Genomic DNA, 25,121 nt, shown 5'->3' with positions numbered 1-25,121 from the left:
GCGCACAAGTTACTTATTATGGCGGATAAATAAGCAAAAGTAAAGCGGGGCGTTTTACTCAGACCGGCAGTCCGGATCGTGAAAGGCGCCCCGCAGTTTCTGAAGATCATGTGGATCGAACAGGCATGAAGCCGTAACGCTCAAGGTGAAGCTTACCGCTTGAACAAACTTAGATCGCGCAGCTGATGCACTCTTCCACGCTCAAGTGGTTGGTACGCGTGTAGTAGAGAGCTTTCAGGCCTTTGCGTGCCGCGTACAGGTAGTAACGGGCCAGTTCGCGCGTCGTCACGTTGCTGTTGACGTGCAGGATCGCCGAGATGCCTTGGTCGATATGCTCTTGAATGACCGAGATCATGTCGATGACTTTGAACTGGTCCATTTGATACGCGGACTTGTAGTAGAAGAAGTTATCCTGCGCCAGATAAGGCATCGGGAAGTACGTCGTCGAGTTGGCGTACGTACGCGTTTCGATCGCGTCGACGATCGGCATCACGCTCGACGTCGAGTTTTGGATGTACGAGATGCTTTGCGTCGGCGCGATCGCCAGACGGTAGGCATGGTACAGGCCGTTCGCTTGAACAAGCGTGCGCAGATGCGCCCAGTCGGCAGTCGTCGGGATGTGCATGTCGCCGAACAGCGCTTTGATTTTATCCGTGCGCGGGCTGTAATCGGTCTGTACGTACTTGTCGAAGTATGTACCCTTTGCATATTCGGATTGCTCGAAGCCTGCGAACGTTTCGCCCCGATCGCGCGCGATTTCCATGCTTTTTTCGATCGAGTAGTAGTTCATCATCATGAAGAACGTACGCGCGAAGTCGATCGCTTCGTCGCTTTCGTAAGCGATTTTGTTTTTTGCCAGGTAGCCGTGCAGGTTCATCGCGCCGAGGCCGACGGAGTGCATCTCGCGGTTCGCTTTGGCTACGCCCGGAGCGTTTTGCACTTCGGTCATGTCGCTGACGGCCGTAAGTCCGAGCATCGCTTCGTGTACCGACTCCTGCAGCTTGCCGTGATCCATCACGTTCGCGATGTTCAGGGAAGCCAGGTTGCAGCTGATGTCGCGGCGGATATCGTTGGCTTGTCCGTAATCGCCGATCGTCGACGTTTCTTGCAGTTGGTAGATCTCCGTGCACAGGTTGGACATTTTCACCATGCCCAGATCTTTCAGCGCGTGATTGTTGTTGGCGTTGCTCTTGTTCATGATATACGGATAACCGGATTCAAGCTGAACCATCGCGATCTTGACCAGCATGTCGCGCGCGCTCATCACGGTTTTTTTCTTGATTTTGTCGTTGGCGAGCAGTTCGTCGTACATCTCGTCGATGTCGAGGTCGTCGAGGTGCTTGCCGTATTCTTTGTAAACGGAGTACGGTCCGAATACCACGAGCGGCTTGTTCTCTTCCGCCAGCTTGTAGAAGCGGTTCGGAACGATCAAGCCGATCGACAGCGTTTTGAGGCGCGATTTTTCGTCGGCGTTGATTTTTTTGCTGTCCAGGAATTCAAGCACGTCCCAGCCGAAAATGTTGTAGTACGCCGCGCCGGAGCCTTTGCGCTGACCCATTTGATCGGCATACGAAAAAGCGTCTTCCATCAATTTCAGTACCGGCATAACGCCTTTGGCCGCGCCTTCGACGCCTTTGATCGGCTCGCCGCGTCCGCGCAGCTTCGACAGGTTGACGGCTACGCCGCCGCCGATTTTCGACAGCTGCATGCAGGTCGACAGTACATAGTTGATCGAGTTGAGCGCGTCGTCCATTTCCAGCAGGAAGCACGATACCAGCTCGCCGCGGCGGCTTTTGCCCGCGTTCAGGAATGTCGGCGTCGCAGGCTGCACGCGCTGCTCCATGATTGCCGTCACGAGCGACTTCGCCGTTTCCACGTTGCCGCCGCCCAGGTGCAGGGCCACGATCGCCGAACGGTCCGCGTACGTCTCGAGGTACTGCGCTTTGTCGTTGCTTCTCATCGCGTAGTCCGTGTAGAACTTCGAAGCGGCCATGTACGAAGCGAATTCGAACGGCACGTTGTGCGAAGTTTCGAATACCGAGACGACTTCCTCGCGGGTGTAATTCGCGTACACGTTCTCGTAGTAGTCGTTTTCGATCATATAGTCCACTTGGGAACCGAAATCAGGGAAAGTCAGGCTGCGTTGCCGTACTTCTTCCATGAATGCGGCTACCGCTTCTTTATCTTTCTCGAGACGGAAAAATCCGTCGGCGTTTCTCAGCATCAGTTGGTTGTTCAGTTCAATATGCCGCAAGGGTGTTCAGCTCCTCTTTGAAATGTAGAATGTCTTTATTCGTTCCCGATAATTCGAATTTGCACAATACCGGTACGCCGTAAGTTTGGGAAATCGTGTCTGCGCTTTTGGCAAAAGAAAGTCCCCAGTTGCGGTTGCCGCTGGCGGATACGCCGCGCAGCTGCTGTCCGTTGTTCTGGAGAAACTGATTGACTTTGTCCGGTATTTGACCGAAGCCCGTTGTATAAGTGACGAGGATGAAAGGCTCTTCCAGCTTCATCGTTTCGTCGATTTGAACCGCGGGAAGATCCAGTTTTTCGATAAATCTCCGCACGTTTCCTGTTCTGGAATCGTAAGCGATCACCATGTTCTTTCACGCTCCTTGATTGCCCGGTTAAATCTATATCTAGTTTTATCCGGGTCAGTGTTACTCATTTTATAACCAGATATGGGGTTTGTCAAAGCACAAATTTTAGAAAATAAAAGAGTCGGAAGTGGGAGAAAAGGCGAAAACGGGAGCAATTAAGGGAAAAAAGGCGCTTTTACGACGGAACTTTCCCTAAACGGGGATTGACGGACAAAAGAGTAAGGAGGCTTTTTCGGAAATGCCGCAATGGTGCGGGGTAGAGGATTGATCAAGACAGAAAGAAGGTCTTCAGTCGACAAGAAGTGCAAATTAATTTTTTTGAACAAAGTGATAAAAAGTTAGTTGTGCGGGAAAAGGATGGGGATAAGCCGTGGAAAACCGGTAGGATCGAGCGGCGCAAACTGTGGATGGCGGGGATAATTCAACGCGGTCGATTGTGGACGGCGGGGATAATGGGGATAGGGGGGATGACGGGAGACTGGGTTCGGCGGGTAAGCGAGGGGCGCTGCGGGAGAAATTCGTTCGAGCCGCTGTTTCACTCGTAAAGCCGCGGGATGAAGAATCAGGGAGTAGCTTTCCGAGTTCAAAGGCGTCAACATGACACTAGATGTTATCGCAGGTTTTCTTCGAAAGCCTGTATCTCACTGAATTTCTCCCTCCGCTTGGCGCTTGCACCGAAAAGGCTCCCGGCATCCGGGTGGATGGAAGGGGAAAAGAATAAAAGCATAAAAGATATAATTGTGATCAAAACATCCAGTAAGTAGAAAAGGAATAAGCCTAGCTCTGCTGGGCTTATTCCTTTCGTGTAAAGGTTGAGCGTATGAACGTGGTTGTGGTTGCTTCCAAAGTGATGCGTTCAGGCGTGAGAACTGATCGGTTTGATCATGCGTTGGTATCGATGGCCGCTCAGCTCGAGCCAGCCGTCGGGGCGGTAGCCCAGGCGTTCGTAGAGGGCTCTGGCTTTGGTATTTTCGCTTTCGACGAGGAGCATGGCTCGGGATTGGCCGAGGTCTGCCGCGCGTTGTTCGAAGGCTTCGATCAGTCGGGTGCCGAGACCTGCGCCGCGGTAGGCGCCGCTTACGGCTACGGAGTCCAAATAGTATTCGCCGGGGTTGGCTTCGGGAACCAGTCCGTCCGTCGGCAGGCCGCGTTCTTGCAGGCGACGCAGCAAAGGGATATCCAGCGCTATGGCTTGTTCGCCGGGATAACTCAGGACGAAGCCCGCGATGCCGCCGTCTTGGTCTTCGCAGACCAGAGCGTTGTCGTAGCCGAGTCGACAGTCCGGCAATTGAAATAGTTCCTCCAGTACCTCCAGCGTATCGGGAAGGTCGGTCGTTCCCGCGATAGTGTGGGCGATATCGCCGATTGCTTCGTACATGAGCAGCGAGACCGCTCTTGCATCGGTCGGCACGGCAGGGCGAACGGTAAAGTTGCCGTTCATGTTAAACACTCCTTTTTGGCTCGGATAGTAATCAATCGGGATCGTGGTTCGGATCGGCGGCTTGACGTTTTTTCTCTTCGACGTGCGTCGGATGGCCGAGATAGAAGCGGCGGATCGGTTTCACGTCGTCGTCCAGTTCATAGACGAGCGGAACGCCGGTCGGGATATTCAGATCCAACAGCTCGTGTTCTTCAAGATCCTCCATGAATTTGATCAACGCGCGAATCGTATTGCCGTGCGCGGCAATCAGGATATGATGACCGTCTTGCACCAGCGGCACGATTTTTTCGTCCCAAAATTCGCCTACGCGCTCGATCGTATCCTGCAAGCTTTCGCCGGCGGGCAGCCGCTCGGTCGGCACATCGGCGTAGCGGGGATCGAACTTCGGAAGCCGTTTGTCGTCTTGTTCAAGCATCGGCGGGCGTACGGAAAGGCTGCGCCGCCATAAATGAACCTGCTCCTCGCCGTATTTTTCGGTCGTCTCGGGTTTGCTCAGTCCTTGAAGCGCTCCGTAATGACGTTCGTTCAGCTTCCAGGACTTCTCTTCGGGAATCCATAACAGCCCCAACTCGTCCAGCGCGTAGTGCAGCGTCTTGATCGAGCGTTGAAGCACCGAAGCGAACGCGATATCGAAGCCGTAATCCGACTCCCGCAAAATGCGTCCGGCGTCTTTCGCTTCCTCGATTCCGTTCTCGGTCAGGTTAACGTCCGTCCATCCGGTAAACAGGTTCTTTTGATTCCATTCACTTTGCCCGTGTCTGATCATCACTACCCGATACATATCCGCATCTCCTTTTGGCAAAAATTCGGCATCGTTCAAAAAGCCCCTTGCAGCGAACCGTCAGGTCCGCAGACCTTAAAAATCCCCCTTGTCCGGCCGAAGCCGGGCAGAGAGGGAGCAGTGCTTACGCAAGCGTGTTATTCGAGTCAGGTAAAAGGTTCGGTTACTTGGCTTCTTTGATGTCCGTGATCGTCAGTACCTTCGTTTCGGAATCAAAGTCTTCTTCCGTATACGTGAACGTGACTTGGGCATCCGCCGGAATTTGACCGAGCTGCGCTTGGGCTTCTTCGGACAACTGGTACATGACCGGCTCGCCGTCCACTTCGATCTCCGCGCTGTGGGCGTCGGCAAGGCCGACGTACGATCCTTCGCCGCTTTGCTCGTCCGCCGCAGGCGTAGTCGCGGGAGCGGTTCCGGTCGTTCCTCCTGTCGCTGCGCTGTTCGTCGAACTTACCGAATCGGAAGCGAACTCGTCCGGCTTCGTTTCGGCAGGCGTGCTGTCGGTTTCCGCGTTATCCTTCGACTCGTCGTCCGCAGGAACAGGATCGCCTGTGGTCGCGTCGAGGTCCGTTTCTTCCTGAGCTTCTCCGATCGCCGAATCGGTAGGGGACTCCGTGCTGTTTTCTTTGTCGATGTCCACTTCGTCTGTCGGGTGCGCGTCGTTGTCTTCTCTGGATTGGTCGTTCGCCGAGCTATCCGCCTGGGAATCCGAAGACGTCGACGGAGACGGCGAAGCCGCTTGATCGTTGCCGCATGCGGCCAACACGCCGGTCAGCATCAGGGTAAGAGCCAAAACGGATAAAGATTTCATTTTATTCATACAGTCAAACACCTCCAAAAGGTTATACGCTTGAGTTTATTAAAAGTTACACAGTCGGCAGCCTTTAGAAACAACGGGGTCGAAAAACCGAAAGCCGCATCCGTCGTTCCGAAAAAATCCTTTCTTCAATATTGTTACCCAAAAATGACCCTTGATGCAAATCTGGCGGCAGGACTGAAAATTATTAATTGGAATAACTCCTTAAATAAATGTGGCTTTTATTATTTAGTGAAAATATTCACTAATGATAATGTAGACATTGAAGTACGACTCTTTTCAAGCCGTAACCAAAGAAGCGAACGAGAAAGGAAGATGAATTTGACTACGCATGTCTATTATGTTCCTCCCGTTAATCTGATGGGCCGAGGTTGTCTGAATGAGGCCGGCCTGCATTTTACCAACTCGGCGGCCGCAAGGCGCTCGTTGTCACCGACGCATTCCTGCTTGCGAGGAAGGATGCCTGCGCTCCGGGCAATCCGTTCCAACGGACGAAGGAAGAAGTCGTGAAGATGTTCGAGCATATTTTATAAGTAAACAGCTTGCTGTTATTAATAGAAGGAAAAGTTAAAGTAGATACTGTAAAAAACTGCACATCAGCATGAGTCAGGCGAAGAGTAAGCATCTTCAAGAAAGATTTATTAGTCGTTCATTCGCAAAGAGGACACCGTCAGCGACCGAGACCGATTTGTTTGAAATTAACTTCCGCTTCGCATTCTCCTCCTCGATTCGGTACAATGAATAGAAGTTTTCATTACCGAGCCGTATCGAAAGGAGTTTTTCATCATGACCCAAGAACAAAACCCGCAACAACAGCAGCAGGTACGCGAGGCTGCGGATCTGGCCGCGCATTTCGACGTAACGGTGGAGCAGGCGAGAGAGCTTCCGTTCGCGGAAGGACAGACGTTGATCTGGGGAGAGGCATTCAAGCTGGACAGCTGGTTGATTCTCATGCAGCCGAGCGATAACCCGCAGCAGCCGGAGCCGTTTTTCGGCAACGTTGACGGACAAGGCTGGGCGTTCCTGTTCACCGATCCGATGCATGCCCAAGTGTTCGCGCGCAATAATCAGTTGATGACGCCGGGCGGACAGGTGCTTATTGCCAAAATGCAGGTCGATCCGATGATCAATTGGCTGCAAGAGATCGAAAAGTCCGGCTTGTACGGCGTGCGATTCAACGAAGGCGAGCAAGGGTGGTTTTCGCCGATCTCCAACTTGCGCGACATGCAGGAATACGTGGAGCAGCGGAGATCCTAGTACTCTTCCAGTTAAAATAAGGCGGGTCGAGCTGCCGGATCGGTGAAGCGAAAAAAATCCGTAAAAAAGACGCGTACAGGGAAGTCTTCCCGTACGCGTCTTTTCGCATGTTTTGACGTTTCGTTTAAAAAGCTAACGTTTCTCCGTCAGCCGGGATGCGTACCCGATCTTGAAGTCCCTGCTGCTTCATTTCGCTTGCCAGCGTCTCCCGCGTCGTCTGGCAGTGGTTGATCGCCTCCAAATGCACGGCCACGATCGCGGTATCCGCATTATGGCGGCAGAGCGACGCTACGTCCTCCGGCGTCATGATGATCGGATCGCCTTCGCCGAATTGCGCGCCGCCCGCGTTGACGACCGTCACGTCGGGGCGATGCGTGTCGAGCGCCTGAACGGCGTCGTCGCACCAGATCGTATCGCCCGCGATGTACAGCGTCGGTTCATTCCGGGCGCGAAGCACGAACCCGGATACCCGGCCCATCTTTTGACCGATCTCGCCGATGCCGTGTTGACCGGATGTGCGCGTGATCGTAACGTCCCGATAAGTCAGCGTTTTTTCGATTTCGGTCACATCAGAGAAGCCGAATGAAGCGATGCGTTCGCGGTCGCCCGGTTGGGCCAGAATCGGAAGCTCCGAACCGCCGCGTCCCGCAAGCAGAGCTTTGGCCGCAGGTTCGTCCCAATGGTCCGGATGCAGATGAGTCAATAACAGGATATCCGGCGAAGAAAGACTTTCGGCCGTCGCCGGAAGCGGGACGAGCGGATTGGGACGCGAATCGGGAACATGCGGAATTGCCGGAGTAGAGCCTTGGTCGGCGAAAGAGGGATCGACGAGCCAATTCAGGCCGCCGTATTCCAGCCATAATGTGGCGTTGCGGATAAGGGTGATTTTCATGATGAACCTCCTGATGGCCGCTTGTCTCGCGATCTCAAAAGAGGCCGAGAGCGGTAGGCCGTGATATACTTTTCATTATAAAGACGCCAAATCCGCCAGGACACGCTTCGGTGAAACGATCCGGAGCTTTCGGTTTTCGGCGTGAAAATAAAGATGACGAAAAGGAAGGAAGCGACATGATTAACGATGAAAATCCGCAGACGGAGCGTGAACGGATACGGCAAGAACGCAAAGAAGCAAGCGTGCGGCATAGTGACAGATTGATGAGCGAAAAACGTCTGTCTTCGGGTGCCGACGCATCGTTTGACGAAACGGATCTGCGGATTTTGGATTTGCTGACCGAAGACTCTACCCGTACGTACAAAGAGATCGGGGAAGAGGTTCATTTAACCGGACAGGCGGTTGGCGCAAGGGTAAGGCGAATGCGCGAAAGCGGCGTGATCGAAGGGTATACGCTGCGCTGGAATCCCGCGAAAGTCGGGCTAGCGGTCGAAGCGTACGTGACCGTTTTTCTGGATGCGGGGACGATTCACGCCGCGTTTCTCGCGTTCGCTCAAGCGGATGAACGCGTTGTGCGAATGGATCGGACGAACGGCGAAGGGTGTTATTTGTTGTTGACGCGTACACGTACGATGGAGGAACTGAACGGATTTTTGCAGGATATGTTGAAGTACGGGAACTATCGGGTGAATCTGTCGATGGGGAGATTGAAAGGTTGAGTAAAAAAGGAAAAAGAAAGACGCAGGCGATCCGGCTTTGATCCGGCTGCCTGCGTCTTTTGGTGTTCTACTTCGGCACTACGCCCGGCGTTCCGTCCTGCGGAATCTCGAAAGACCATTCGCCGTCGCGGTACAGATGTTGAACCTCGGTACGCTTGAGCGTCAGTTTGCTCGGCATGGTCTCCAGACCCTCGACGATGAACGTCTGGCTGCCGTCCAGTTTCGGATCTCCTATGGTTAAGGCTCCGCGGAATTGAACATGATACTCGTTTCCTGCATCGTCCAAAGCGATCCAATCGTCGGTCGGGAAGCCAGGATTGTTATAACTTCCTCCGAAAGTGATGATCCCGGCAGAAGGGATATCGGAAGCTCCGCTACCCTCCCAGTTGGGGTCGGGACCGACGGTCATCCCGGTCAGTTCGAACTCGTCCCCGGAATCTTTGAACACCGCAGGATTTTGTGCAGAAAGGGAAGACGGGTCAAAGGTGACCGAAGCGTCGCTTTTTTCCCGAATCATATAACCTTCCAGTACAAAGCGCAGCGGTTCCGTATCATACGAGAAATTGCTGAACCGATAAAACCAGCGATTGATGCCGGTCCAACGATCGAAAACGGGAGAAGCGAAATCGTAAGAGCCGTAATTCCAAGGCAATTCTTCGCCGTCTGTCCGTTCGATTCGGTACAGAACCTCATGCTTGCTTTGGATGCCTTCCGTTCCTCGCTTTTGCGCTTCCGGCGTCAATGAAGTTTCGAATTCGAGCGCGCCTCCGCTGGGCGTGCGAGCTGCTCCGAGCATATTGATTTTCACGCCGGAAGGCGTTTCGTAAGATTCGTTCAAACGGGTTATTAAGGAAACGTCTGCGGCCTTGATCAAGTCGATGTCGACGTTTAACGTCCAAAGGCCGCCGACTTTCTGTCGTTTGGAATCGCTCAATAATTCGCCGGGGCTGATCAGAAGTTCTCTTGCGTCAATTTCCAACGATAGGCTTTGGCCGACAGCGGCACGCCCGAACCTGAATTCGATCTGGTCAAGACTCGAGTTCCCGCCGATCGAGCTGGTATATGCGATCTCTCCCTGACTGTCCCGAATCCGAAATTGATTACCCTGTCCTTGGGTCAACTGACCCGCAACTGAATTACCGTGCTTGTCCGATACAGTAAGCCCGACAACCAACCGGGTGGAATCCGCGATCAGCTCTTCGACTTTGACCGTGTACCCGCTCGCTTCATCCGTAGCAAAAACGTCGGTGCGGGTCAAAAATCCGGCGTCTCTCGCTTCGGACATCCCTTTATCGGCCATGGAGTCTTTGGAGAACAGAGAGCGTACATGTTCGGCGATCGTAGGATGGGTAGACAGCAGGATGCCTCCGGCAAGGAATACGACGACGGCCGCTGCCGTCCATATACGTTTGCGACTTTTTCGTTTTTTTGGAACTTTCCGTTCGACAGGGCCCTCCGACACCGAGTCCATCCCGATCCCTTCCAGTTCGGCCATAAACCGCTCCGTAAAATCATCAGGCAGCTTTTCCTGCGAGAAGAGCGATGTCCACTGCGCGTCTTCGCGAGTCGCGCGATCCTCATGGTTCCGTGTGTCCTCGCGTACCGCATCCTCATGCTTTTCCGAAAAACGATCGTTCGAATTCTCTCCGTCGGCCCGCCCGCTTCCGTACCCTTCCGCACTGCGTTTATCGTGCGGAACTTTTGCCGTTGTCGACTGCGATCGGAAATTCATAGCGCATTCCCTCCTTCGCTTTGATCTTGCCGCGTAAGCTGCATTTTGCCCGATACAGCGCGTTGTTCACCTGACTGACGTTCATGCCCGTAAGCTCCGCTATCTCGTCGTGACTCAATTGCCCGGTATAGCGCAGCACCATCGCCAGTCGATAATGCTCCGGCAGCGTATCGAGCAAGCGATCCAATTCTTCGCGCAATTCGGCCCGAATCATGCTTTCTTCCGGCATTTCTATGTTTGGAGCAGCAGTCTCCAAGATCGGTTCGTGCGGAACAGGAACTTTCTTTCGCCCGCGATCCCGAAACAAATTAAGCGCGATCGTATGCATCCAGGCGGAAAAGCTTTGTTCGGTCCGCTGCGAGTCCAGCTTTCGGTAAGCCTTGAACAGCGTTTCCTGCGTCAGATCCTGGGCATCCGCTTCACCCAGTCCCATTTTCCGAAACAATCCGTACAATTTATTTTTATACCGATCCACGATGCCCGCGTAAGCCTGTTTATCGCCCGCGAGTACGGCATCCACGATGATCCGGTCATCCGGTATTTCCACGCATTCTCCTCCTCCGTGATGATTTACTGCTAAGACGCATGCTGCTTCGAAGTTCTCTCGCTTCGTTTTCCGATTTTTTTACCGCCCTGATTTGGGGTATCATAATAGAGATTATAATGGAGAATGGAGAGGAGCGAACATCATGCCTAGCGCCCTGGAACAGATCCGCAGCTATATGGAAAAGGAAGAGGAAGAAGCCCGCAGAGTCGATCTTCCGGCGTGGCTGAATATTTTGGCGTCCGCCGAAGAATACATCGTCAATTACGAACGGATCGGCTCGATCGGGGAACTGGAGCAGTTGAATCCGGTACTGGCTTACGTGGAGCGTAGTCTGGAGCTTTTGCAAGGAGAGCCCATGTCCTTTTGGATGAAAGAGCTGCTCGAAGAAGTGCTGGCCTGGAGCGAAACGGCAAAAGGCGGCAGCAGGCTGGATCGGATCGGCTGGCAGCGCCAGGGCATTAACGTATTTGTACATAATGAAGGTTCGGCGGATTTGTATCTGCAAAAGTCGACGGATAGCGCCGGGGACCGCCGCCGCTTGACCTCGCTATTGATCCGCACGCACGGGCTGCTCGGCCAATATTTGCGGGGCGAAGTGCCTTTTGCCGCGAATATGCCGCTGCACGGCCCGGTAGACGAAGGGCTGTTGACAGAGACTGAACTGGCCCGGCTGCTCATGGCGCTCAACCGCTGCGTTATCGGAGCCGTGTCGGAGGAATTATGGGAAACGGTCGCTGCCGATCTCGAAGCTTGCGTGCTGCATGTCTCGCTGGGCACGGTGCCGGAGGGGGACGGATTGCAGCGGCGGTTACGGCGGTTGCGCACGGAATCGATCCGGCGCGGCGAAGACTTCGACGGCGAACTGGCGGAAGTGGAGCAAGCGTTGAAAAAGGCCGGCGTCGAAAAGGGGTTGGAGCAGGCTTTTGCGCGCTTGAACGATAAAACGCTCTGGTACGTCGAGGCGGCATTGAGCGAGTTTTCGTTGGAGGAGTTCGTCAAAATGATGCTGCTGGCGCTGCGCGGCGCAGACGAAGGCACTGGAGCGCGGCATATCAGCTTCGAACGTTTGATGCACGGCTTGTACTACGATTACAAAGGCGTCAAAAAGATCAATCTGTACAAAAAGCGGATCATCGAAAAGGTTTTGCGCGAGCTGGACTGGGCGGCGGTACTGGAAGGCGGGCAGCATGCGGACAGTCCCCATCTGCACCATCGGGTCAGCCGGGAAAAAGGCAATACGGATACGTGCTTTTTCGGCTTCGTGTTTTCGCCGGCCGCGGAAAAGCTGATCGATTTCTGCGTGGAAGCCGAGAAATCGCCGCTGTACGAACGGGCCGTGCTGATGCTGATGGACCTGTTCGGACTCCGGCGCGACGCGTATGACCGTTTTCATAACGAAGACGAATATCTGGAGTCGATGAACAGTTCGGCGGACGATAAAAAAGTGCTGCTGTCGTACATTTCCGGTTCGCGCGTGCTCGATATCGGTCCGGGCGGCGGCGTGCTGCTCGACCTGATCGAACAAGAACTGCCGGACAAAGAAGCGATCGGCGTCGATATCAGCGAAAACGTGGTGGAAGCGCTGGAGCGCCGCAGAAGATTGGAACGCCGCAATTGGCGGGTGCTTAAAGGCGACGCGTTGAATCTGACCGAAAGTATCGAGCCGGGCAGTATCGATACGGTCGTATTTTCCTCTATTTTGCATGAGCTGTATTCGTATATTCCGTTCAACGGGAAAAAGTTCAATCTGGCAACCGTTCGTGCGGCGCTGCAAAGCGCTTTTCAACTGATTCCCGTCGGCGGGCGCATTCTGATCCGGGACGGAATCATGACGGAGCCTGCGGAGCAGATGCGAAGATTGACGTTCTCCGACCCGGAAGCGCTGGAGAAGTTGGAACGTTACGCCGCGGATTTCGTCGGGCGCGAGATCAAGTTTGAGCAGGTTGGCCCGAACGAAGTCCGAATGCCGGTCAACGACGCGATGGAGTTCTTATACACGTACACGTGGGGCGAGGAAGCGTATGTGCACGAGGTGCAGGAGCAGTTCGGATACATGACGCCGTCGCAATATGAGTCGTGCATCGCGGAGTTGTTCGGAGAGCAGGCGAGAATCGTGGTCAGCCGTCACTTTCTGCAGGAAGGCTATACGCTGGCGCTGCAAGACCGGGTGAAGGTAACGGACGACGCAGGCCATGAACTTCCGCTGCCGGACAGCACCTGCCTGATCGTGATCGAAAAGGTGTCGGGGAGCTGAAATTCGGGGTATGCTTAAGCGTCGGTTGAACCTTTTTCAAGCAAAAAGCGGAGAAGCCGGAACCTTGCCCTGCGCTTGGTCGTAACATAACGAGAACACGTTGAACGCATAAAGGTATGCAGAAGTTTTGGAAAGTCACCGCGAACCGTTCAGGGAAGGCGGCGGTTCGCGATCCGTTCGAGGAGGTTGTTTCATGCCAAAATGGGCAAAACTGGTGCTGTATCTGCTGGTCGCGGCGGTGCTGACCCGACTGATTCCTTTTTCATCGTTATTTCGCAATCTGAACACGATGATCCATGAATTCGGTCACGCGGTGGTCGCGCTCGCCACGTCGGGTCATGTCTCTTCGATCGACCTGAACGCGAACCACAGCGGAGCCACCTACGTCATGACGTATTCGACCTGGAGTTCGATTCTGGTCTCCTTGGCCGGATACATGTCCGCTTCGTTATTTGCGGTCCTGCTGTTCTACGGCTATTACAAAAAGCAGCAAAAGCAGGGCTTGATCTTGATGACGGCCGTTGCTTTGATCATGTTGATCCTGTACGTGCATGACGGCTTCGGCGTGGTCTGGCTGATCGGATTTATCGCATTGAATGCGTTGATGTACTTCGTTTGGGAGCCGCTGCGTAATTTCTACTATATGCTGCTCTGCTTCCTGACGCTGGAGGAGTCGATTACGAGTTCCTTCTACCTGGCGTGGGTGTCGGTCACGTCTCCGCGAGCGGCGGGCGATGCGGCGCTGCTGGCGCAGGACACCTTCGTGCCGGCAATCGGCTGGTCCATTCTGTTCGTCGCGTTCTCGCTGCTGTGCGCCAACTGGTGCATCCGATTATTTGCGAAAACGCATGAGGGACGTTCGAGTAATCGCAGTTCGAGCAGCGGTTCGCGGCGATCCAAGATACGGGCTTAAACGAAAAAAAAGTTTGGCAAGCGCGATGTGGTTATGAAAGCGAAACGAGCGTATCTGCATGGGATAGCCGCTCGAAAAATCGTACACAGGAGGTCATGCCGATATGGCGGATAAAAAAAGCTGGAAAGACCGCGTGTCCGATTACGGCCGCGACAAACTCGGAATCGGCGTGAATGCCAAAGACCCGGCAGGCGATCCGATCAACGAGTCCGAATTGAACGAACGGATCAAAGGCTATGGCAATCAGTATTCGGAAGATTCGTTCTGGGAAAAAGTCAAAAAGTTCGGCAAAAAAGCAGGAGTCAAAGTCGTGTACGCGGCGCTTCTGCTGTTCTACACGCTTAAAGACGCGGACGTTCCGCCGTGGGCGAAATCGGTCATCGTCGGCGCGCTGGCCTATTTCATCGCCCCGATCGACCTGATCCCGGACTTTATTCCGGTGGCCGGATACACGGACGATTTCGGTACCCTGATCGCGGCCGTAGCCGTCGTCGCGAAGCATATCAACGACGATACGCGCGGCAAAGCCCGTGCCAAACTGGTCTCCTGGTTCGGCGAAAGCGCGACGCTCGATCTGGGCGAAGTGGAAGCGAAGTTGGAGGACAACATACAGGATAAGTAAGGAGGAAGCTCATGGACAAGCATCCAAGCAGTTCGGGTACGGAACGATTGATCAAGCTTATGAATGCCGCCGACTTCGTCTTTTTCCTGATCGGAGCCGGGGCCATCGTGTATTTGCTGAATGACGATCTCGTCATGGACAACAAAATCATCTATTTCATTTTGTTCGGCTTGATCATGCTCAATAGTATGTTTCGGATCGGATACCGATATTGGCGGAGGGGGAGACGTGGATGAGGTGGGAGGCGGAGGCGCTGCGGGGTGAAGGGTCTTCGATCGCGTGTTGAAAATGGGTTTCCTCGGATTGTATAAAACAAGCTGGAGGTAGGAAATCCATTTTCAAAGGCGAACGCTTCGCTTCTACGACTCCTTCACCCCTCCGCTCACCTCAGCACGTGGTAGGTAGTTTTTAAAGGGCAAGGACAAGGGCAAAAGAAAAAGCAACAGCAACAGCAAGAAAAAGGCACAGCCGATTATGGGGCTGTGCCTTTTAGTTTGGCGTATACTGCTATTCATGCCTTTATCTATCTTCCAAACACCTAAAACGGCCTTCAAACCGTCCTTAATGTTAATCTTTTTAACTAATTTATCTAAGGAAGTGCCTGCACGGCGAGCAGCAGCGGAGGGAGAAATTCAGGTCAAAATGCCTTTGAGCGCGCTCTTTGCGCGAGACAGCATTTTGACCGAATTTCTCCCGCAGCGCCACCTAAGCCCGCAACCGTCCAGCCGCTTCCACGCCCAAGGCCACTGAGCCGACTAAGCCGGCGTTGTCGCCCAAACCCGGAGGTACGATATAGCGGTCCAGATCGTCCAATGCCGAAGAAGCCACATATCCGTTCAGGTTCTTCGCCACCTTTTGACGGATCAGCGGGAATAGCTGGTTTTGGTACATGACGCCGCCGCCGAGGATGATCTTTTTCGGCGACAACAGCAGGATGGCTCCCGTGATCGCTTCGGCCAGATAATGGGCTTCGATATCCCAAGCGGGATGATCTTCGGAAAGGCTGTCGCCGCTTTGTCCCCAGCGCTTGGCGATCGCGGGGCCTGCGGCCATGCCTTCCAGGCAGTCGCCGTGGTACGGGCATGCGCCCGCGAATGTGTCGTCCGGATGACGCCGGACAAGGACATGTCCGCCTTCCGGGTGGATCAGCCCGTGGATCAATCGGCCTCCGGCATAGACGCCGACGCCGATTCCGGTACCGACGGTGTAATACAAGCAGCTGTCCAGGCCTTGAGCCGCGCCCCAGCGGGCTTCGCCGAAAGCGGCGGCATTGACGTCCGTATCGAATCCGGCAGGGACGTTCAGTTCTTTTTTCAAATGCCCGAGCAGATCGTAGTTCGCCCAACCCGGCTTCGGAGTCGTGGTCACATGGCCGTAAGTCGCGCTGCTCGTATCCAGGTCGAGCGGACCGAATGAGCCGACGCCGAGTGCTTCGATCCCTTTATCCTTGAAGTAGTCGGCGGCTTTTTGCGTCGTTTTCCCCGGTTCTTCCGTAGGAAAGCTGATGCGATCCGAAATCTCTCCGTGCTCATTGCCGATTCCGCAAACAAACTTCGTTCCGCCTGCTTCGATTGCTCCGATAATCATATGCAGCGCCTCCTCTAAAAGATGATGATCGTACCTTATTATACGCGTTCTTCTGTTCACCTTCACCGCCTTATGCTATTTTAGATGAAGAATACTGAAAGCGTTATCTCGAAAAGGGGGAACTCAAGCATGGACACGAACGACAGCGGCGCGGCAATAACCACAGAGTTGAACGGGAGCTGGAGAATCAAAGACTTCGCGCCGGGGGCTGCGCCTTCGCAGGAGAATGCGGCACCCGGATTGGATGATCGGTACTGGATGACGGGACGGGTACCGGGAGACGTACATAGCGCGTTGACGGAACGTCGGGTGATCGATCCGCCGTACTTCGGGCATAATGATCTGAAAAGCCGCTGGGTCGAAGACCGGGAATGGTGGTATCGGCGCGGCTTCGAATACAGCGGCAAACTGACGAAGGACAAAGCCGAGCGCTTCGAGCTGACCTTCGACGGGCTGGATACCTTTGCGACGATCTTCGTCAATGGACACGAAATCGGCCGGAGCAGCAATATGCTGATGGCGCATACGTTCGACGTGACACGGGTGATTCGTCCGGGCTGGAACATGGTCGCCGTTCGTTTCGATCCGCTGCTTCCGCATCATAAGGATAAGGAACGCTTCGACTGGTCTTCGTATACGAAGGAACGTCCGTGGCTGCGCAAAGCGGCGATGAATTTCGGATGGGACTGGGGTCCGCGTCTGGTCACGGTCGGGATCTGGGGCGGCGTGCGATTGAAACGGCATATCCAAGCCAAGATCGAAAGCGTATTCGTTGAAACTCTTTCGATTACGGAGCAGGAAGCCGAGCTGAATATTTCGGCCGAGATCCAGACGTATCGCGGAATGTCGGATGTGCCTCTTACGTTAAAAATGAAGCTTGCGGATGCGGAAGGAAAGATCGTGTACGAGGCTGCTGCGAAAGAGGAAGGAGCGTCCGTATCCGCGAGCGCGTCATCCGAAACCGCGCGTCCGGCAAACCGCCGCAAAGCGTCGTTCGCCGCGGCGGTCGTTCTGCCCGATCCGAAGCTCTGGTGGACGCACGACTTGGGCGATCCGCATCGCTATACGCTGACGGCGGAGCTGCATGCGGGGGACGCGCCGATCGATACGGTGACACAGGCAGTCGGGGTGCGCATGATCGAACTGCGGACCGAAGACGAAGAGGGCCGCGCGGCGTTCCGCTTTTTCCTCAACGACCAACCGGTTTACGCCCGCGGCGCCAACTGGATTCCCGCGGACAATATGATCGGGGCGATTCCGGATTCCCGTTACCGGGAGTTAATTGCGCTGTCGGCCGAATCGGGGATGAACATGCTGCGGATCTGGGGTGGCGGCATTTACGAAAAAGAAGTCTTTTACGAGGAATGCGACCGTCAAGGGGTGTTGGTCTGGCAGGACTTCGCTTTCGCCAACGCGTTGTTCCCGGACTTTAATCAGGATTTCATGAACAATGTGCGCGCCGAAGTACAATACAACGTGAAAAGGCTGCGCGGACGACCTTCGCTCGCGCTCTGGTGCGGCAACAACGAGATAGACTGGCTGTACGATATGAAAACGGCGGGCGGAGATATCAAAAGCGACTTTTACGGCGAGCTGATCTACCACGAGCTGATTCCGGAAGTGCTGGAGCTGCTCGATCCCAATCGTCCCTACTGGCCGTCCTCGCCGTTCGGGGGCAATGACGCCAACGATCCGGAGGTCGGCGATCGGCATAACTGGCAGGTGTGGCATGGTTCCGTTTACCCGCGCAAATTTGGCGAAGCGCCGATTCTGGATTACAGCATTCAGGGTGTGACGTTCAAAAATTACAAGCAGGACATGGCGCTGTTCAGTAGCGAGTTCGGCATGCACGCTTCGGCCAACCGCTATACGCTGGAGAAAAACATGCCGCCGGGCGAGCTGGTCTGGGGCGGCGAAGAGATGGCGTACCGCAACAAGGACACCAATCATCTCAAAGGCATTTTGCTGATGGAAGGTTATACCGGCATCCCGCGCGATATCGAGGAATACATGAACTTCTCGATGCTGACCCAGGCGGAAGGACTGCGTTACGGAGTCGAGCATTATCGTCGCAATCCGCGCAGCGGGGGCAGTCTGATCTGGCAGCTCAACGACAGTTGGCCGGGAACGAGCTGGGCGATGATCGATTACGAGCTGCTGCCGAAGGCTTCCTATTATTACGCGAAAAAGTTCTATCATCCGCTGTTGTTGTCGCTGGAACACGAACCGGGAGAGCCGCTGAAAGTATGGGCGGTGAACGACGGGCTTGAGCCGATCGAAGCGGAAGCGGCGCTGGAAGTGTGGTCTTTCGACGGGGAAAAGATCGGGGAGTATCGTTTCTGCTCGGAAAGCGCGCTGCGCGGGCCCGAGCTGCTTGGGGAGATCGGCGAAGCTGAAGCTTTAAACGGCACGGATGCGGCTGAAGCGGTAGTCCGGCTGCGCTGGATCAGCGGGGGAGAAGCAGAGTTCGAACAAACGTACATGCTGCGCGACCATCGGGAGCTGAAGCTTAGAGCGGCGGCGTTGGCATGGAGCTTAAACGAGTCGATAGACGCCGCGCGGACGATCGGGAGAAACGCTGCTTCCGCTTCGGCATCGGAAGAGCGCGCGACGGGCTGCACAGTAACGGTCAGCGCCGCCGGTTCGCTGGCCCGGATGGTCAAGCTGGAACTGCCGCGGGGACGGGTGCACTTCAGCGACAATTATTTCGACCTTCTGCCGGGAGAAAGTAGGACGGTGGAGCTGTCGATGCTGGACGGTTCGGAGCTGCCGGAAGATTTCGTACGAACGGAGTTGAGAGTGAGCGTGTTAAACGCTTAATAGATTCCTTTTAGTGTATAAAGTAATTAAATTTTATTCTTGAATAGTTAGACTAATATCTTGTTATATACGGATATTAGTCTTTTTTTATTACATTTCAGTGACTGAATTCCGAAAATATTTCCTAAAAAAGTAAATCAATAAAGGAAAACAAGCAAGTAAGATAGAAATGTAAATATAACAATGAAAAGTTATCCATTATATCTATATACATTTGAATTTTGGGGAACTTTGAAATTCGATGTCTTATCAAAAAATGAAGGAGTGTCAAAATGAGTACAAACGAAAATCATTCTAAAAAACAGCCGGATGTTCGAATTGGAGCACGTGACTTAAAAGAACAAGTCTACAAAATTATACCTACTTATGACTTGTTATTGGAGCAATTAAAAGAGATTGAAAATTCGGCTACATATTATTCAGTTTATAGAAATAATGAGCAAAATCAAAAAGATAGGCAGGATTTCAATAATACGATAGGGATTTTTGGCCCGAGAGGAACCGGTAAATCTTCGGTGTTGTACACGCTTCAAGCAAAATTGTCAGAGAGAAAAACAAATATTCTGCTTCCTCTGATCGAACCAGACAATTTTGGAGAGAATACGAAAATCATCGGTTCGATTGTAGGTTTATTATGCGAGGAAGGAAAATCGCTGTTAAAAGCGTTGAAAAAACAACAGGCTTTTCATGAGGATCCTAACCCGTATTTTAACAACGGAATACTGAAGCCCAACAATCCGCTTAAACAAATTATCGACGAGACGATCGAGTACCATCTCTACACCGAACGTCAATACCGCGATATTATCGGACAAAATTATGCCGATTTTGCTACCCATATACGCAAATCCGAAAGAGTATTGATTCCGGATATCGAATTCAAAAAAAAGCTTATGACGTTGATCAATACGATAATCGAAGTCAAGCATTTCCTGGTCAAGCAGGAGCCTTGCCAAGACGAGAAGGAAGGAAACAAAGTTCAAACGGATGAAGCTATACTGATCTACATTTTCATCGACGATATCGATTTGAAAACCTCCAAGACGCGAGAATTAATGGATGCTTTGATGCAGTATACCAATCATCCTAATATTGTGACCGTCTTATCAGGAGATTACGAAATTTTGACAGAATCGCTGACACTTGCATTGCTCAAAGACGAGCCTTTGCAGCAGCTTGGCTTAACAGCGATAAGTTCGCTGAAAAGATTCAAAGGAAAACTTGAAGATTTGGAAAGCGAAGGAGTATCCAATGAAGCGATGACTATCTTGGAACGAAAAACGGGATTAGCCCATGAATACATTAAAAAAATTATTCCTCCTGCACGGCGGCATCAATTAATCAAATGGAACGAAAAAACAATTCCGAACTTTGCTTTTGGAGAAGTGACGTTAGCAGATCAATTAGCTGAAGCATTAGGCGAATGGTCGGTATTCGGTTATCCAGTCGAAGAACAAGAACAAAAATCTCCTACAATAAAAGCTAACAGTAGAGGTTACATTATTTTCGATGAAAGACCACGAGGAATTGTAAATGCTTATTATCATCTCAACCAATTGGTGAAAACTAAGAACAATAAAAACAAGGATGTAAAAAAATACTTTCAATTAGTAAAAGCATTTGTCGATACATTGATTTTGTCCAATAATAAGCTATCGCTTTATCAAGGATTTATTTATGAAAGTTTTTTGATATGGGGGAGCGATGAAACAAATTCCGTCATAAAATATGAAATTCTTAACGAATTAGAGACTCAAACGGCTACTACAAACGACCATTATTATCTTCGCATGGCGCTGTATACGATCGCAGAACTTGTCACGGCATTGCTACCGCAGATGACTAAAGACTCGAACCATTATTTCGGGTGGCGTAAACAAGTGATGGACAATGTATTATCAGAGCCAGAAACTATTCAAAAATTAAACGAACAAGAAAAAAATAAAGAAGCGATAAAAGAACAGTATATTGTATCCAATTATCTGAATCGAAACCAATATGCAGAATATAGATTGTTCTTTTTATTAGAAAGCCTGGCTGTTTTTTCTGACCCAACAATTGCCGCAATTTTTGCAGAATCAGTAGTCGATTTTGTGAGACCAGAATTCTATTATCGCACCCGATGGGACGCCAGCGATGCTCAATCTAAAGATGAGAATGCTATTCGGGCGATTCATGAGCTTTTGCTTAAAGAAAAAAAATTGAGAAAGTACAAAAAGGATCTGAAAGAAAGTGTGGCATTTCCAGAACGTGCTCTGATCCAAGAACTTTATTATCAAGCTTATTACGCCCAAGACCTTTTCAGAAAAAGTTTGGCTAACTTTAGTATAAATCTTATGGAATCCCTGTGTGCAGAAACGGCGGAGTCCGTAAAAGCCGAAAGACAATTTGATCTTGTCATGCAAGTATGGAACTCTAAAATGTCTGAATTTAGTTATACAGATCGAGAAAAACAAAAAGGAAATACTAACTTTGGCTTGCAAGCCAAAAGGACACTATTTTTGAATACAATTGTAGAACTCAAAAAAAGTCCACTTGTTTATGCTAAATTCAGAGAGACTTCTGCTCATGCTGGAAAACTATTGAATACGATTAATGCCGAAATAAGTAGTAAAGGGAGTTTGTTAGGATTGCCGGAGTCTTTATTTTTTATGGTAGAAAGCAGAATGAAAAAATTTTCTAGCGATCTTATACAAAAACTGTTTGATCAAGAGCTTTTTATTGATCTGAGCGCAATGAACAAAAAAGAGTCAGATGATTTTCTCAATGCTTATTCGGGAGTGACGTATACCCGATACGACGAAGCCAAAGCTATTTATAGTCAAATCGCTAATAAAGAAAAAGTAACTTTCTTATCATATTATAAAGCGCTTGAAAAAATAGAAAGTTTGGCTCAAAATAACAGAGTTTATTATGGAAGGACGGACGCTAACAAATTTTTGCCGGAACTCAGAAACGGTGCCAAATTATCAAACGCTTTTTCGAGACAAGAATCATTTACGATTCAGCAGTATTCACTTTATGTGCAAGCAAGTGAATCAGAAGTGAATATAGTGGCTTACGAAGAAGCAAAAGAATTTATTTCAGAAGAGTTACGGTTTGCACAAAATACTTTTCAGAAAAAGACTGCTCAATATATTCAAGAATACAATATTTTGATGAACGAACTAGACGAAGACCGATTGAATCAAGAAGAAATTCAAGAACTTAAATTGAGTATCGACGGAATCAATCATAAGGACTTTTGATGATGATCAACAAAATCACCTTACTTATCAACGTTTCGCTTTTCCCTTTTCAGAACCTCCGTTTTGTTGATCATTGTGAGATTTTGGAAGTATTAGGCTATACAAGTGGAACCAATACGGTCGGCAAAAAAGGGCGCGAAAAAGCGCGTAAACATTTGCATACGGAAATTCAGAACGAAATTCTAAGAAAAGCGCGTCCAAAAAGTATAGACGAAATTACTTTACTATTGCAAAAATTTTACCCTATGCTGTGCGATGACGAAGAAGCGGAGAAGAACGGATTCCGTTTTCAGTCCGGAGAATCATCAACAGCACCTGAAAAAAAGCTTTATTTACATTATTTCAAAATATTAGAGGAGTTCGGAAATGCATTAATTTCTTATCGAGATGGAGATGTGGTTTTCAAATACTGGAAAAATGATATTAATCATGATAAAAAGTGGAGATTTATCGACTTTATGGAGCAATACAGCGCCCCCCACAAAGTCCATTTCTTTCATACTATCAGTCGGTTCATTCCTCTAGATTTGATGATCATATTGCATTTTGTAAAGAACGGACTGCTTGACCCGATCCAGCTCCATGAGTTTTATCAACATGTTAATTTGGCGGATGCGGCGTTGGATGATATTTTACGACGCGGGGTAGCGGAAAATCATATCCATGCTTCGGCTGCGTTTAACTTTTCGATTCTGTGGCAAGCCGTGATGAATGGGCGCATAGAAACAGACTATTTAAAAAAGTTCCAGCCAAATCATCTGTCTTCTGACAAAAACGTCGAATCTTATATTTTGACGGCACGACTACTTCGATTTATCATGACCTTGTATCTTAAAGATCAAGAAGAAGGTGACAATCAAGAACTTACTTCACGGGAGTCCTTCAGAAGTTCTCGGCAACATTTATTTGATTGGATAAAAAGTCAATTTAAACAAGAAGACCCCGACACTTTCTATTTACTGATGGATATGCTTAGGGATCGTAAACGCGAATTCGCGTCGATTGAACGATTGACGCAAGCAATCGACCGGATTAGACTTGCTTTCACAGAGGTTCGAGAAATTGAAGAAACGGATTTCATTTTCGAAATTTTCCCGAATACTCGAGGCATAAATACTTACGGGGAAAATGTTTTTCTTCATTTTGCCTTGTCTTATAAGCATCGAATCGAGAACGATCCTATGTTAAAAGAACACTTCGAACAATTTTTTCGTACCTTCTTTTGGTATCTGTCGATTAAAAACGAGTTTTATCAGCAAGTCACACAGCCCACCGTACTTCATGGCCTCGATTTTTTCAGAGGCTACTTCTCCAGAGCGACAGACGGCTTAGCCAAAAGTCAAGATTATTATAAAACAATGTTGCGGACATTGTTCCAGAACCGCTATTTAAAAAAAGTTGAACTGAGGATATCGATCCAAGATGAGTTGCAAAAAAACAAGCAAATTTTGTTGAATATTTTGAAGTCTTACAAAGAGATTCTGCAAAAAGACTACCATATCGACAAAGATCCTCAAGTCGATTTCCCAGTAATCGGAATCGTTTATCATCTTATCAAGAAAACGGACAACTTAAGCAAGGACTTGTGGACATACGACGAAGAAAGAGACCATACGTTGCACAAATCATTACGCTTCGGTAAGTTGCAAGAGCAATATATCAAGCAAGTCCAACATCTTCAAGAACTTCGTAGCGAAGTGCCTATGGCCACAAACTTTATTATCGGATTAGACGCGGCTAGTCTCGAAAATAACACGCCGGTACAGGTATTCGCTCCTGTATTCGAGGAAGCGCGGGATAGCAGGTATGATGCCTTGCGTATCGTGGATCCGCAAGGCAATATCCTACCGAGACAGAGTTTGTTCTTCACGTTTCATGCAGGTGAAGATTTTCGTCACTTGATTTCAGGCCTGCGCCGCATCGATGAAGTACTCCGGTATTGCAAGCTCCATGCTGGCGATCGGATCGGGCATGGAATCGCGCTCGGTGTAAATATCTCGGAATGGGTCAGACATAATCCACTGGTCGTTTTACCACGCGGTGAGTACCTGGATAATTTGCTTTGGGTATGGGGAGTCTACAGCTATGCACCCAAAATCCAAATGGAAACGCTGGTTTATTTGGAGCGAACGATCGATCGGATTGCGGTAGATTTGTTCGGCGATTTTATATCTGCAGGTGACTTACGTATTCCAGTGTTGTACGACGTTTATGAACGCAGGTTTAAACGTATAATAATCGAGGCTGAGAAGCTGCGATACGAAAAAGAAAACTCGGCCGATCCGCAAGAATATGAACGCACGATGAAACTTCAAGACAAGCTCTATATCACTTATCATCAGGAGAAGACTCTTCGGAGGATGGAAGAACCAATTTATGTCATGACGAACGAAATCGAACAGATCATGATGAACGATATGCAGGATTACCTGATTCGTAAAGTCGCCGCCGAAGGAATCGTAATCGAAGTTAACCCTTCTTCGAATGAGGCAATTGGAGAAATCGATTCGGTATTCGGAAATCAGCTTTTTAAACTGCAAGCTGCAGGAAACCCGGAGTTGGGCAACGTATTGGTCAATGTGAATTCAGATGATCCGATGGTATTTAATACGAACGTGAGTAACGAACTCGTATATATGTATTACGGAATGCTTCAGCAGGGAATGGGGAGAGAAGCTGCTTTAGATTGGATTGAAAAGTTGAGAAAAGCAGGGATGGATACTTCTTTTATAAGAGGTTCGCAAAGTAAAAAACAATATCTTCATATTCTAAATATGACGATCTCTGCTTTGGAAACTTATGGGTCTCCAAGATAAAAAATGCGAATTCGGTTTACGCCGAATTCGCATTTTTTAATAGTGTTAACCTATACAGCTTATTTTTTCACCATT

The 25,121-nt window shown here is 50.5% G+C and carries 18 protein-coding genes; 9 read left to right on the top strand and 9 right to left on the bottom strand.

What is annotated here, in order from left to right; genetic code table 11:
- Window positions 1-169: 169 nt before the first annotated feature.
- From nrdE to HRQ63_RS10085, 5 genes are all read right to left on the bottom strand, one after another.
- Window positions 170-2,254, bottom strand: a complete 2,085-nt coding sequence (gene nrdE / locus HRQ63_RS10105) for a class 1b ribonucleoside-diphosphate reductase subunit alpha (protein WP_172242683.1) — start codon at window positions 2,252-2,254, stop codon at window positions 170-172.
- Window positions 2,241-2,600: a class Ib ribonucleoside-diphosphate reductase assembly flavoprotein NrdI gene (gene nrdI / locus HRQ63_RS10100; RefSeq protein ID WP_037283802.1), complete on the bottom strand. Its 360-nt coding sequence runs from the start codon at window positions 2,598-2,600 to the stop codon at window positions 2,241-2,243. The genes nrdE and nrdI overlap by 14 nt, the downstream gene beginning before the upstream one ends.
- Before the next feature lie 856 nt (window positions 2,601-3,456).
- The gene (locus HRQ63_RS10095; RefSeq protein ID WP_172242680.1) at window positions 3,457-4,041 is read right to left on the bottom strand and encodes a GNAT family N-acetyltransferase; all 585 of its coding nucleotides are present in this window, start codon (window positions 4,039-4,041) and stop codon (window positions 3,457-3,459) included.
- A gap of 31 nt (window positions 4,042-4,072) precedes the next feature.
- Complete coding sequence (gpmA, locus tag HRQ63_RS10090) at window positions 4,073-4,822, bottom strand: 2,3-diphosphoglycerate-dependent phosphoglycerate mutase (RefSeq protein WP_172242677.1); 750 nt, start codon at window positions 4,820-4,822, stop codon at window positions 4,073-4,075.
- Between the two features lie 163 nt (window positions 4,823-4,985).
- A complete protein-coding gene (locus tag HRQ63_RS10085) occupies window positions 4,986-5,642 on the bottom strand; it encodes a hypothetical protein (RefSeq protein WP_172242674.1) in 657 nt (218 codons plus the stop codon).
- Between the two features lie 783 nt (window positions 5,643-6,425).
- Between HRQ63_RS10085 and HRQ63_RS10080 the strand changes: the two genes are divergently transcribed.
- Window positions 6,426-6,896: a hypothetical protein gene (locus tag HRQ63_RS10080; RefSeq protein ID WP_172242671.1), complete on the top strand. Its 471-nt coding sequence runs from the start codon at window positions 6,426-6,428 to the stop codon at window positions 6,894-6,896.
- Between the two features lie 124 nt (window positions 6,897-7,020).
- On the opposite strand, the gene HRQ63_RS10075 is transcribed toward HRQ63_RS10080, so the two are convergent.
- The gene (locus HRQ63_RS10075) at window positions 7,021-7,788 is read right to left on the bottom strand and encodes an MBL fold metallo-hydrolase (protein ID WP_172242668.1); all 768 of its coding nucleotides are present in this window, start codon (window positions 7,786-7,788) and stop codon (window positions 7,021-7,023) included.
- Between the two features lie 176 nt (window positions 7,789-7,964).
- On the opposite strand from HRQ63_RS10075, the gene HRQ63_RS10070 reads away from it, so the two are divergent.
- Window positions 7,965-8,507 carry an Lrp/AsnC family transcriptional regulator gene (locus HRQ63_RS10070; RefSeq protein WP_308809913.1) on the top strand — a complete coding sequence of 181 codons (543 nt, stop codon included), beginning with the start codon at window positions 7,965-7,967 and terminating at the stop codon, window positions 8,505-8,507.
- Between the two features lie 67 nt (window positions 8,508-8,574).
- Here HRQ63_RS10070 and HRQ63_RS10065 read toward each other — a convergent pair whose 3' ends face one another.
- Both HRQ63_RS10065 and HRQ63_RS10060 read right to left on the bottom strand, forming a co-directional pair.
- The gene (locus HRQ63_RS10065; protein ID WP_172242665.1) at window positions 8,575-10,239 is read right to left on the bottom strand and encodes a DUF4179 domain-containing protein; all 1,665 of its coding nucleotides are present in this window, start codon (window positions 10,237-10,239) and stop codon (window positions 8,575-8,577) included.
- Window positions 10,193-10,786: an RNA polymerase sigma factor gene (locus HRQ63_RS10060; protein ID WP_172242662.1), complete on the bottom strand. Its 594-nt coding sequence runs from the start codon at window positions 10,784-10,786 to the stop codon at window positions 10,193-10,195. Before HRQ63_RS10060 ends, HRQ63_RS10065 begins: the two co-directional genes overlap by 47 nt.
- Window positions 10,787-10,928: 142 nt before the next feature.
- On the opposite strand from HRQ63_RS10060, the gene HRQ63_RS10055 reads away from it, so the two are divergent.
- The 4 genes from HRQ63_RS10055 to HRQ63_RS10040 all read left to right on the top strand — a co-directional run bounded on the left by HRQ63_RS10055 (window position 10,929) and on the right by HRQ63_RS10040 (window position 14,811).
- Window positions 10,929-13,040: a class I SAM-dependent methyltransferase gene (locus HRQ63_RS10055; protein WP_172242659.1), complete on the top strand. Its 2,112-nt coding sequence runs from the start codon at window positions 10,929-10,931 to the stop codon at window positions 13,038-13,040.
- Between the two features lie 193 nt (window positions 13,041-13,233).
- Window positions 13,234-13,953, top strand: coding sequence for a M50 family metallopeptidase (locus HRQ63_RS10050; RefSeq protein WP_172242656.1), 720 nt, complete (start codon window positions 13,234-13,236; stop codon window positions 13,951-13,953).
- A 103-nt stretch (window positions 13,954-14,056) separates the two neighbouring features.
- Window positions 14,057-14,575 carry a YkvA family protein gene (locus HRQ63_RS10045; RefSeq protein ID WP_172242653.1) on the top strand — a complete coding sequence of 173 codons (519 nt, stop codon included), beginning with the start codon at window positions 14,057-14,059 and terminating at the stop codon, window positions 14,573-14,575.
- An 11-nt stretch (window positions 14,576-14,586) separates the two neighbouring features.
- On the top strand, window positions 14,587-14,811 hold the full coding sequence (locus tag HRQ63_RS10040; RefSeq protein WP_172242650.1) for a hypothetical protein: 225 nt from the start codon (window positions 14,587-14,589) through the stop codon (window positions 14,809-14,811).
- A gap of 469 nt (window positions 14,812-15,280) precedes the next feature.
- Here HRQ63_RS10040 and HRQ63_RS10035 read toward each other — a convergent pair whose 3' ends face one another.
- Entirely contained in the window at window positions 15,281-16,162 is an 882-nt protein-coding gene (locus tag HRQ63_RS10035; protein ID WP_216673881.1) for an ROK family protein, read from the bottom strand.
- Between the two features lie 129 nt (window positions 16,163-16,291).
- Here HRQ63_RS10035 and HRQ63_RS10030 point away from each other — a divergent pair, with 129 nt between their 5' ends.
- The 3 genes from HRQ63_RS10030 (at window position 16,292) to HRQ63_RS10020 (ending at window position 25,046) form a co-directional block, all read left to right on the top strand.
- Window positions 16,292-18,982 carry a beta-mannosidase gene (locus HRQ63_RS10030; protein ID WP_172242647.1) on the top strand — a complete coding sequence of 897 codons (2,691 nt, stop codon included), beginning with the start codon at window positions 16,292-16,294 and terminating at the stop codon, window positions 18,980-18,982.
- Between the two features lie 272 nt (window positions 18,983-19,254).
- On the top strand, window positions 19,255-22,230 hold the full coding sequence (locus tag HRQ63_RS10025) for a P-loop NTPase fold protein (RefSeq protein WP_172242644.1): 2,976 nt from the start codon (window positions 19,255-19,257) through the stop codon (window positions 22,228-22,230).
- Window positions 22,230-25,046 (top strand): amidohydrolase family protein, encoded by a 2,817-nt coding sequence (locus HRQ63_RS10020; protein ID WP_172242641.1) that lies wholly within the window; start codon window positions 22,230-22,232, stop codon window positions 25,044-25,046. The genes HRQ63_RS10025 and HRQ63_RS10020 overlap by 1 nt, the downstream gene beginning before the upstream one ends.
- Window positions 25,047-25,121 lie beyond the last annotated feature (75 nt).

The sequence above is a fragment of the Saccharibacillus endophyticus genome (assembly GCF_013185185.1).
GTDB lineage: Bacteria > Bacillota > Bacilli > Paenibacillales > Paenibacillaceae > Saccharibacillus > Saccharibacillus endophyticus.
Note: the sequence above shows the minus strand (reverse complement) of the source record. Positions and strands in the feature narration are given on the sequence as shown.

Excerpts from the sequence above, each read along its gene's own strand:
- nrdI (WP_037283802.1), bottom strand. The coding sequence starts at position 2,600 with ATGGTGATCGCTTACGATTCCAGAACAGGAAACGTGCGGAGATTTATC.
- HRQ63_RS10095 (WP_172242680.1), bottom strand. The coding sequence starts at position 4,041 with ATGAACGGCAACTTTACCGTTCGCCCTGCCGTGCCGACCGATGCAAGA.
- gpmA (WP_172242677.1), bottom strand. The coding sequence starts at position 4,822 with ATGTATCGGGTAGTGATGATCAGACACGGGCAAAGTGAATGGAATCAA.
- HRQ63_RS10085 (WP_172242674.1), bottom strand. The coding sequence starts at position 5,642 with ATGAATAAAATGAAATCTTTATCCGTTTTGGCTCTTACCCTGATGCTG.
- HRQ63_RS10080 (WP_172242671.1), top strand. The coding sequence starts at position 6,426 with ATGACCCAAGAACAAAACCCGCAACAACAGCAGCAGGTACGCGAGGCT.
- HRQ63_RS10075 (WP_172242668.1), bottom strand. The coding sequence starts at position 7,788 with ATGAAAATCACCCTTATCCGCAACGCCACATTATGGCTGGAATACGGC.
- HRQ63_RS10070 (WP_308809913.1), top strand. The coding sequence starts at position 7,965 with ATGATTAACGATGAAAATCCGCAGACGGAGCGTGAACGGATACGGCAA.
- HRQ63_RS10065 (WP_172242665.1), bottom strand. The coding sequence starts at position 10,239 with ATGAATTTCCGATCGCAGTCGACAACGGCAAAAGTTCCGCACGATAAA.
- HRQ63_RS10055 (WP_172242659.1), top strand. The coding sequence starts at position 10,929 with ATGCCTAGCGCCCTGGAACAGATCCGCAGCTATATGGAAAAGGAAGAG.
- HRQ63_RS10050 (WP_172242656.1), top strand. The coding sequence starts at position 13,234 with ATGCCAAAATGGGCAAAACTGGTGCTGTATCTGCTGGTCGCGGCGGTG.
- HRQ63_RS10045 (WP_172242653.1), top strand. The coding sequence starts at position 14,057 with ATGGCGGATAAAAAAAGCTGGAAAGACCGCGTGTCCGATTACGGCCGC.
- HRQ63_RS10040 (WP_172242650.1), top strand. The coding sequence starts at position 14,587 with ATGGACAAGCATCCAAGCAGTTCGGGTACGGAACGATTGATCAAGCTT.
- HRQ63_RS10035 (WP_216673881.1), bottom strand. The coding sequence starts at position 16,162 with ATGATTATCGGAGCAATCGAAGCAGGCGGAACGAAGTTTGTTTGCGGA.
- HRQ63_RS10030 (WP_172242647.1), top strand. The coding sequence starts at position 16,292 with ATGGACACGAACGACAGCGGCGCGGCAATAACCACAGAGTTGAACGGG.
- HRQ63_RS10025 (WP_172242644.1), top strand. The coding sequence starts at position 19,255 with ATGAGTACAAACGAAAATCATTCTAAAAAACAGCCGGATGTTCGAATT.
- HRQ63_RS10020 (WP_172242641.1), top strand. The coding sequence starts at position 22,230 with ATGATGATCAACAAAATCACCTTACTTATCAACGTTTCGCTTTTCCCT.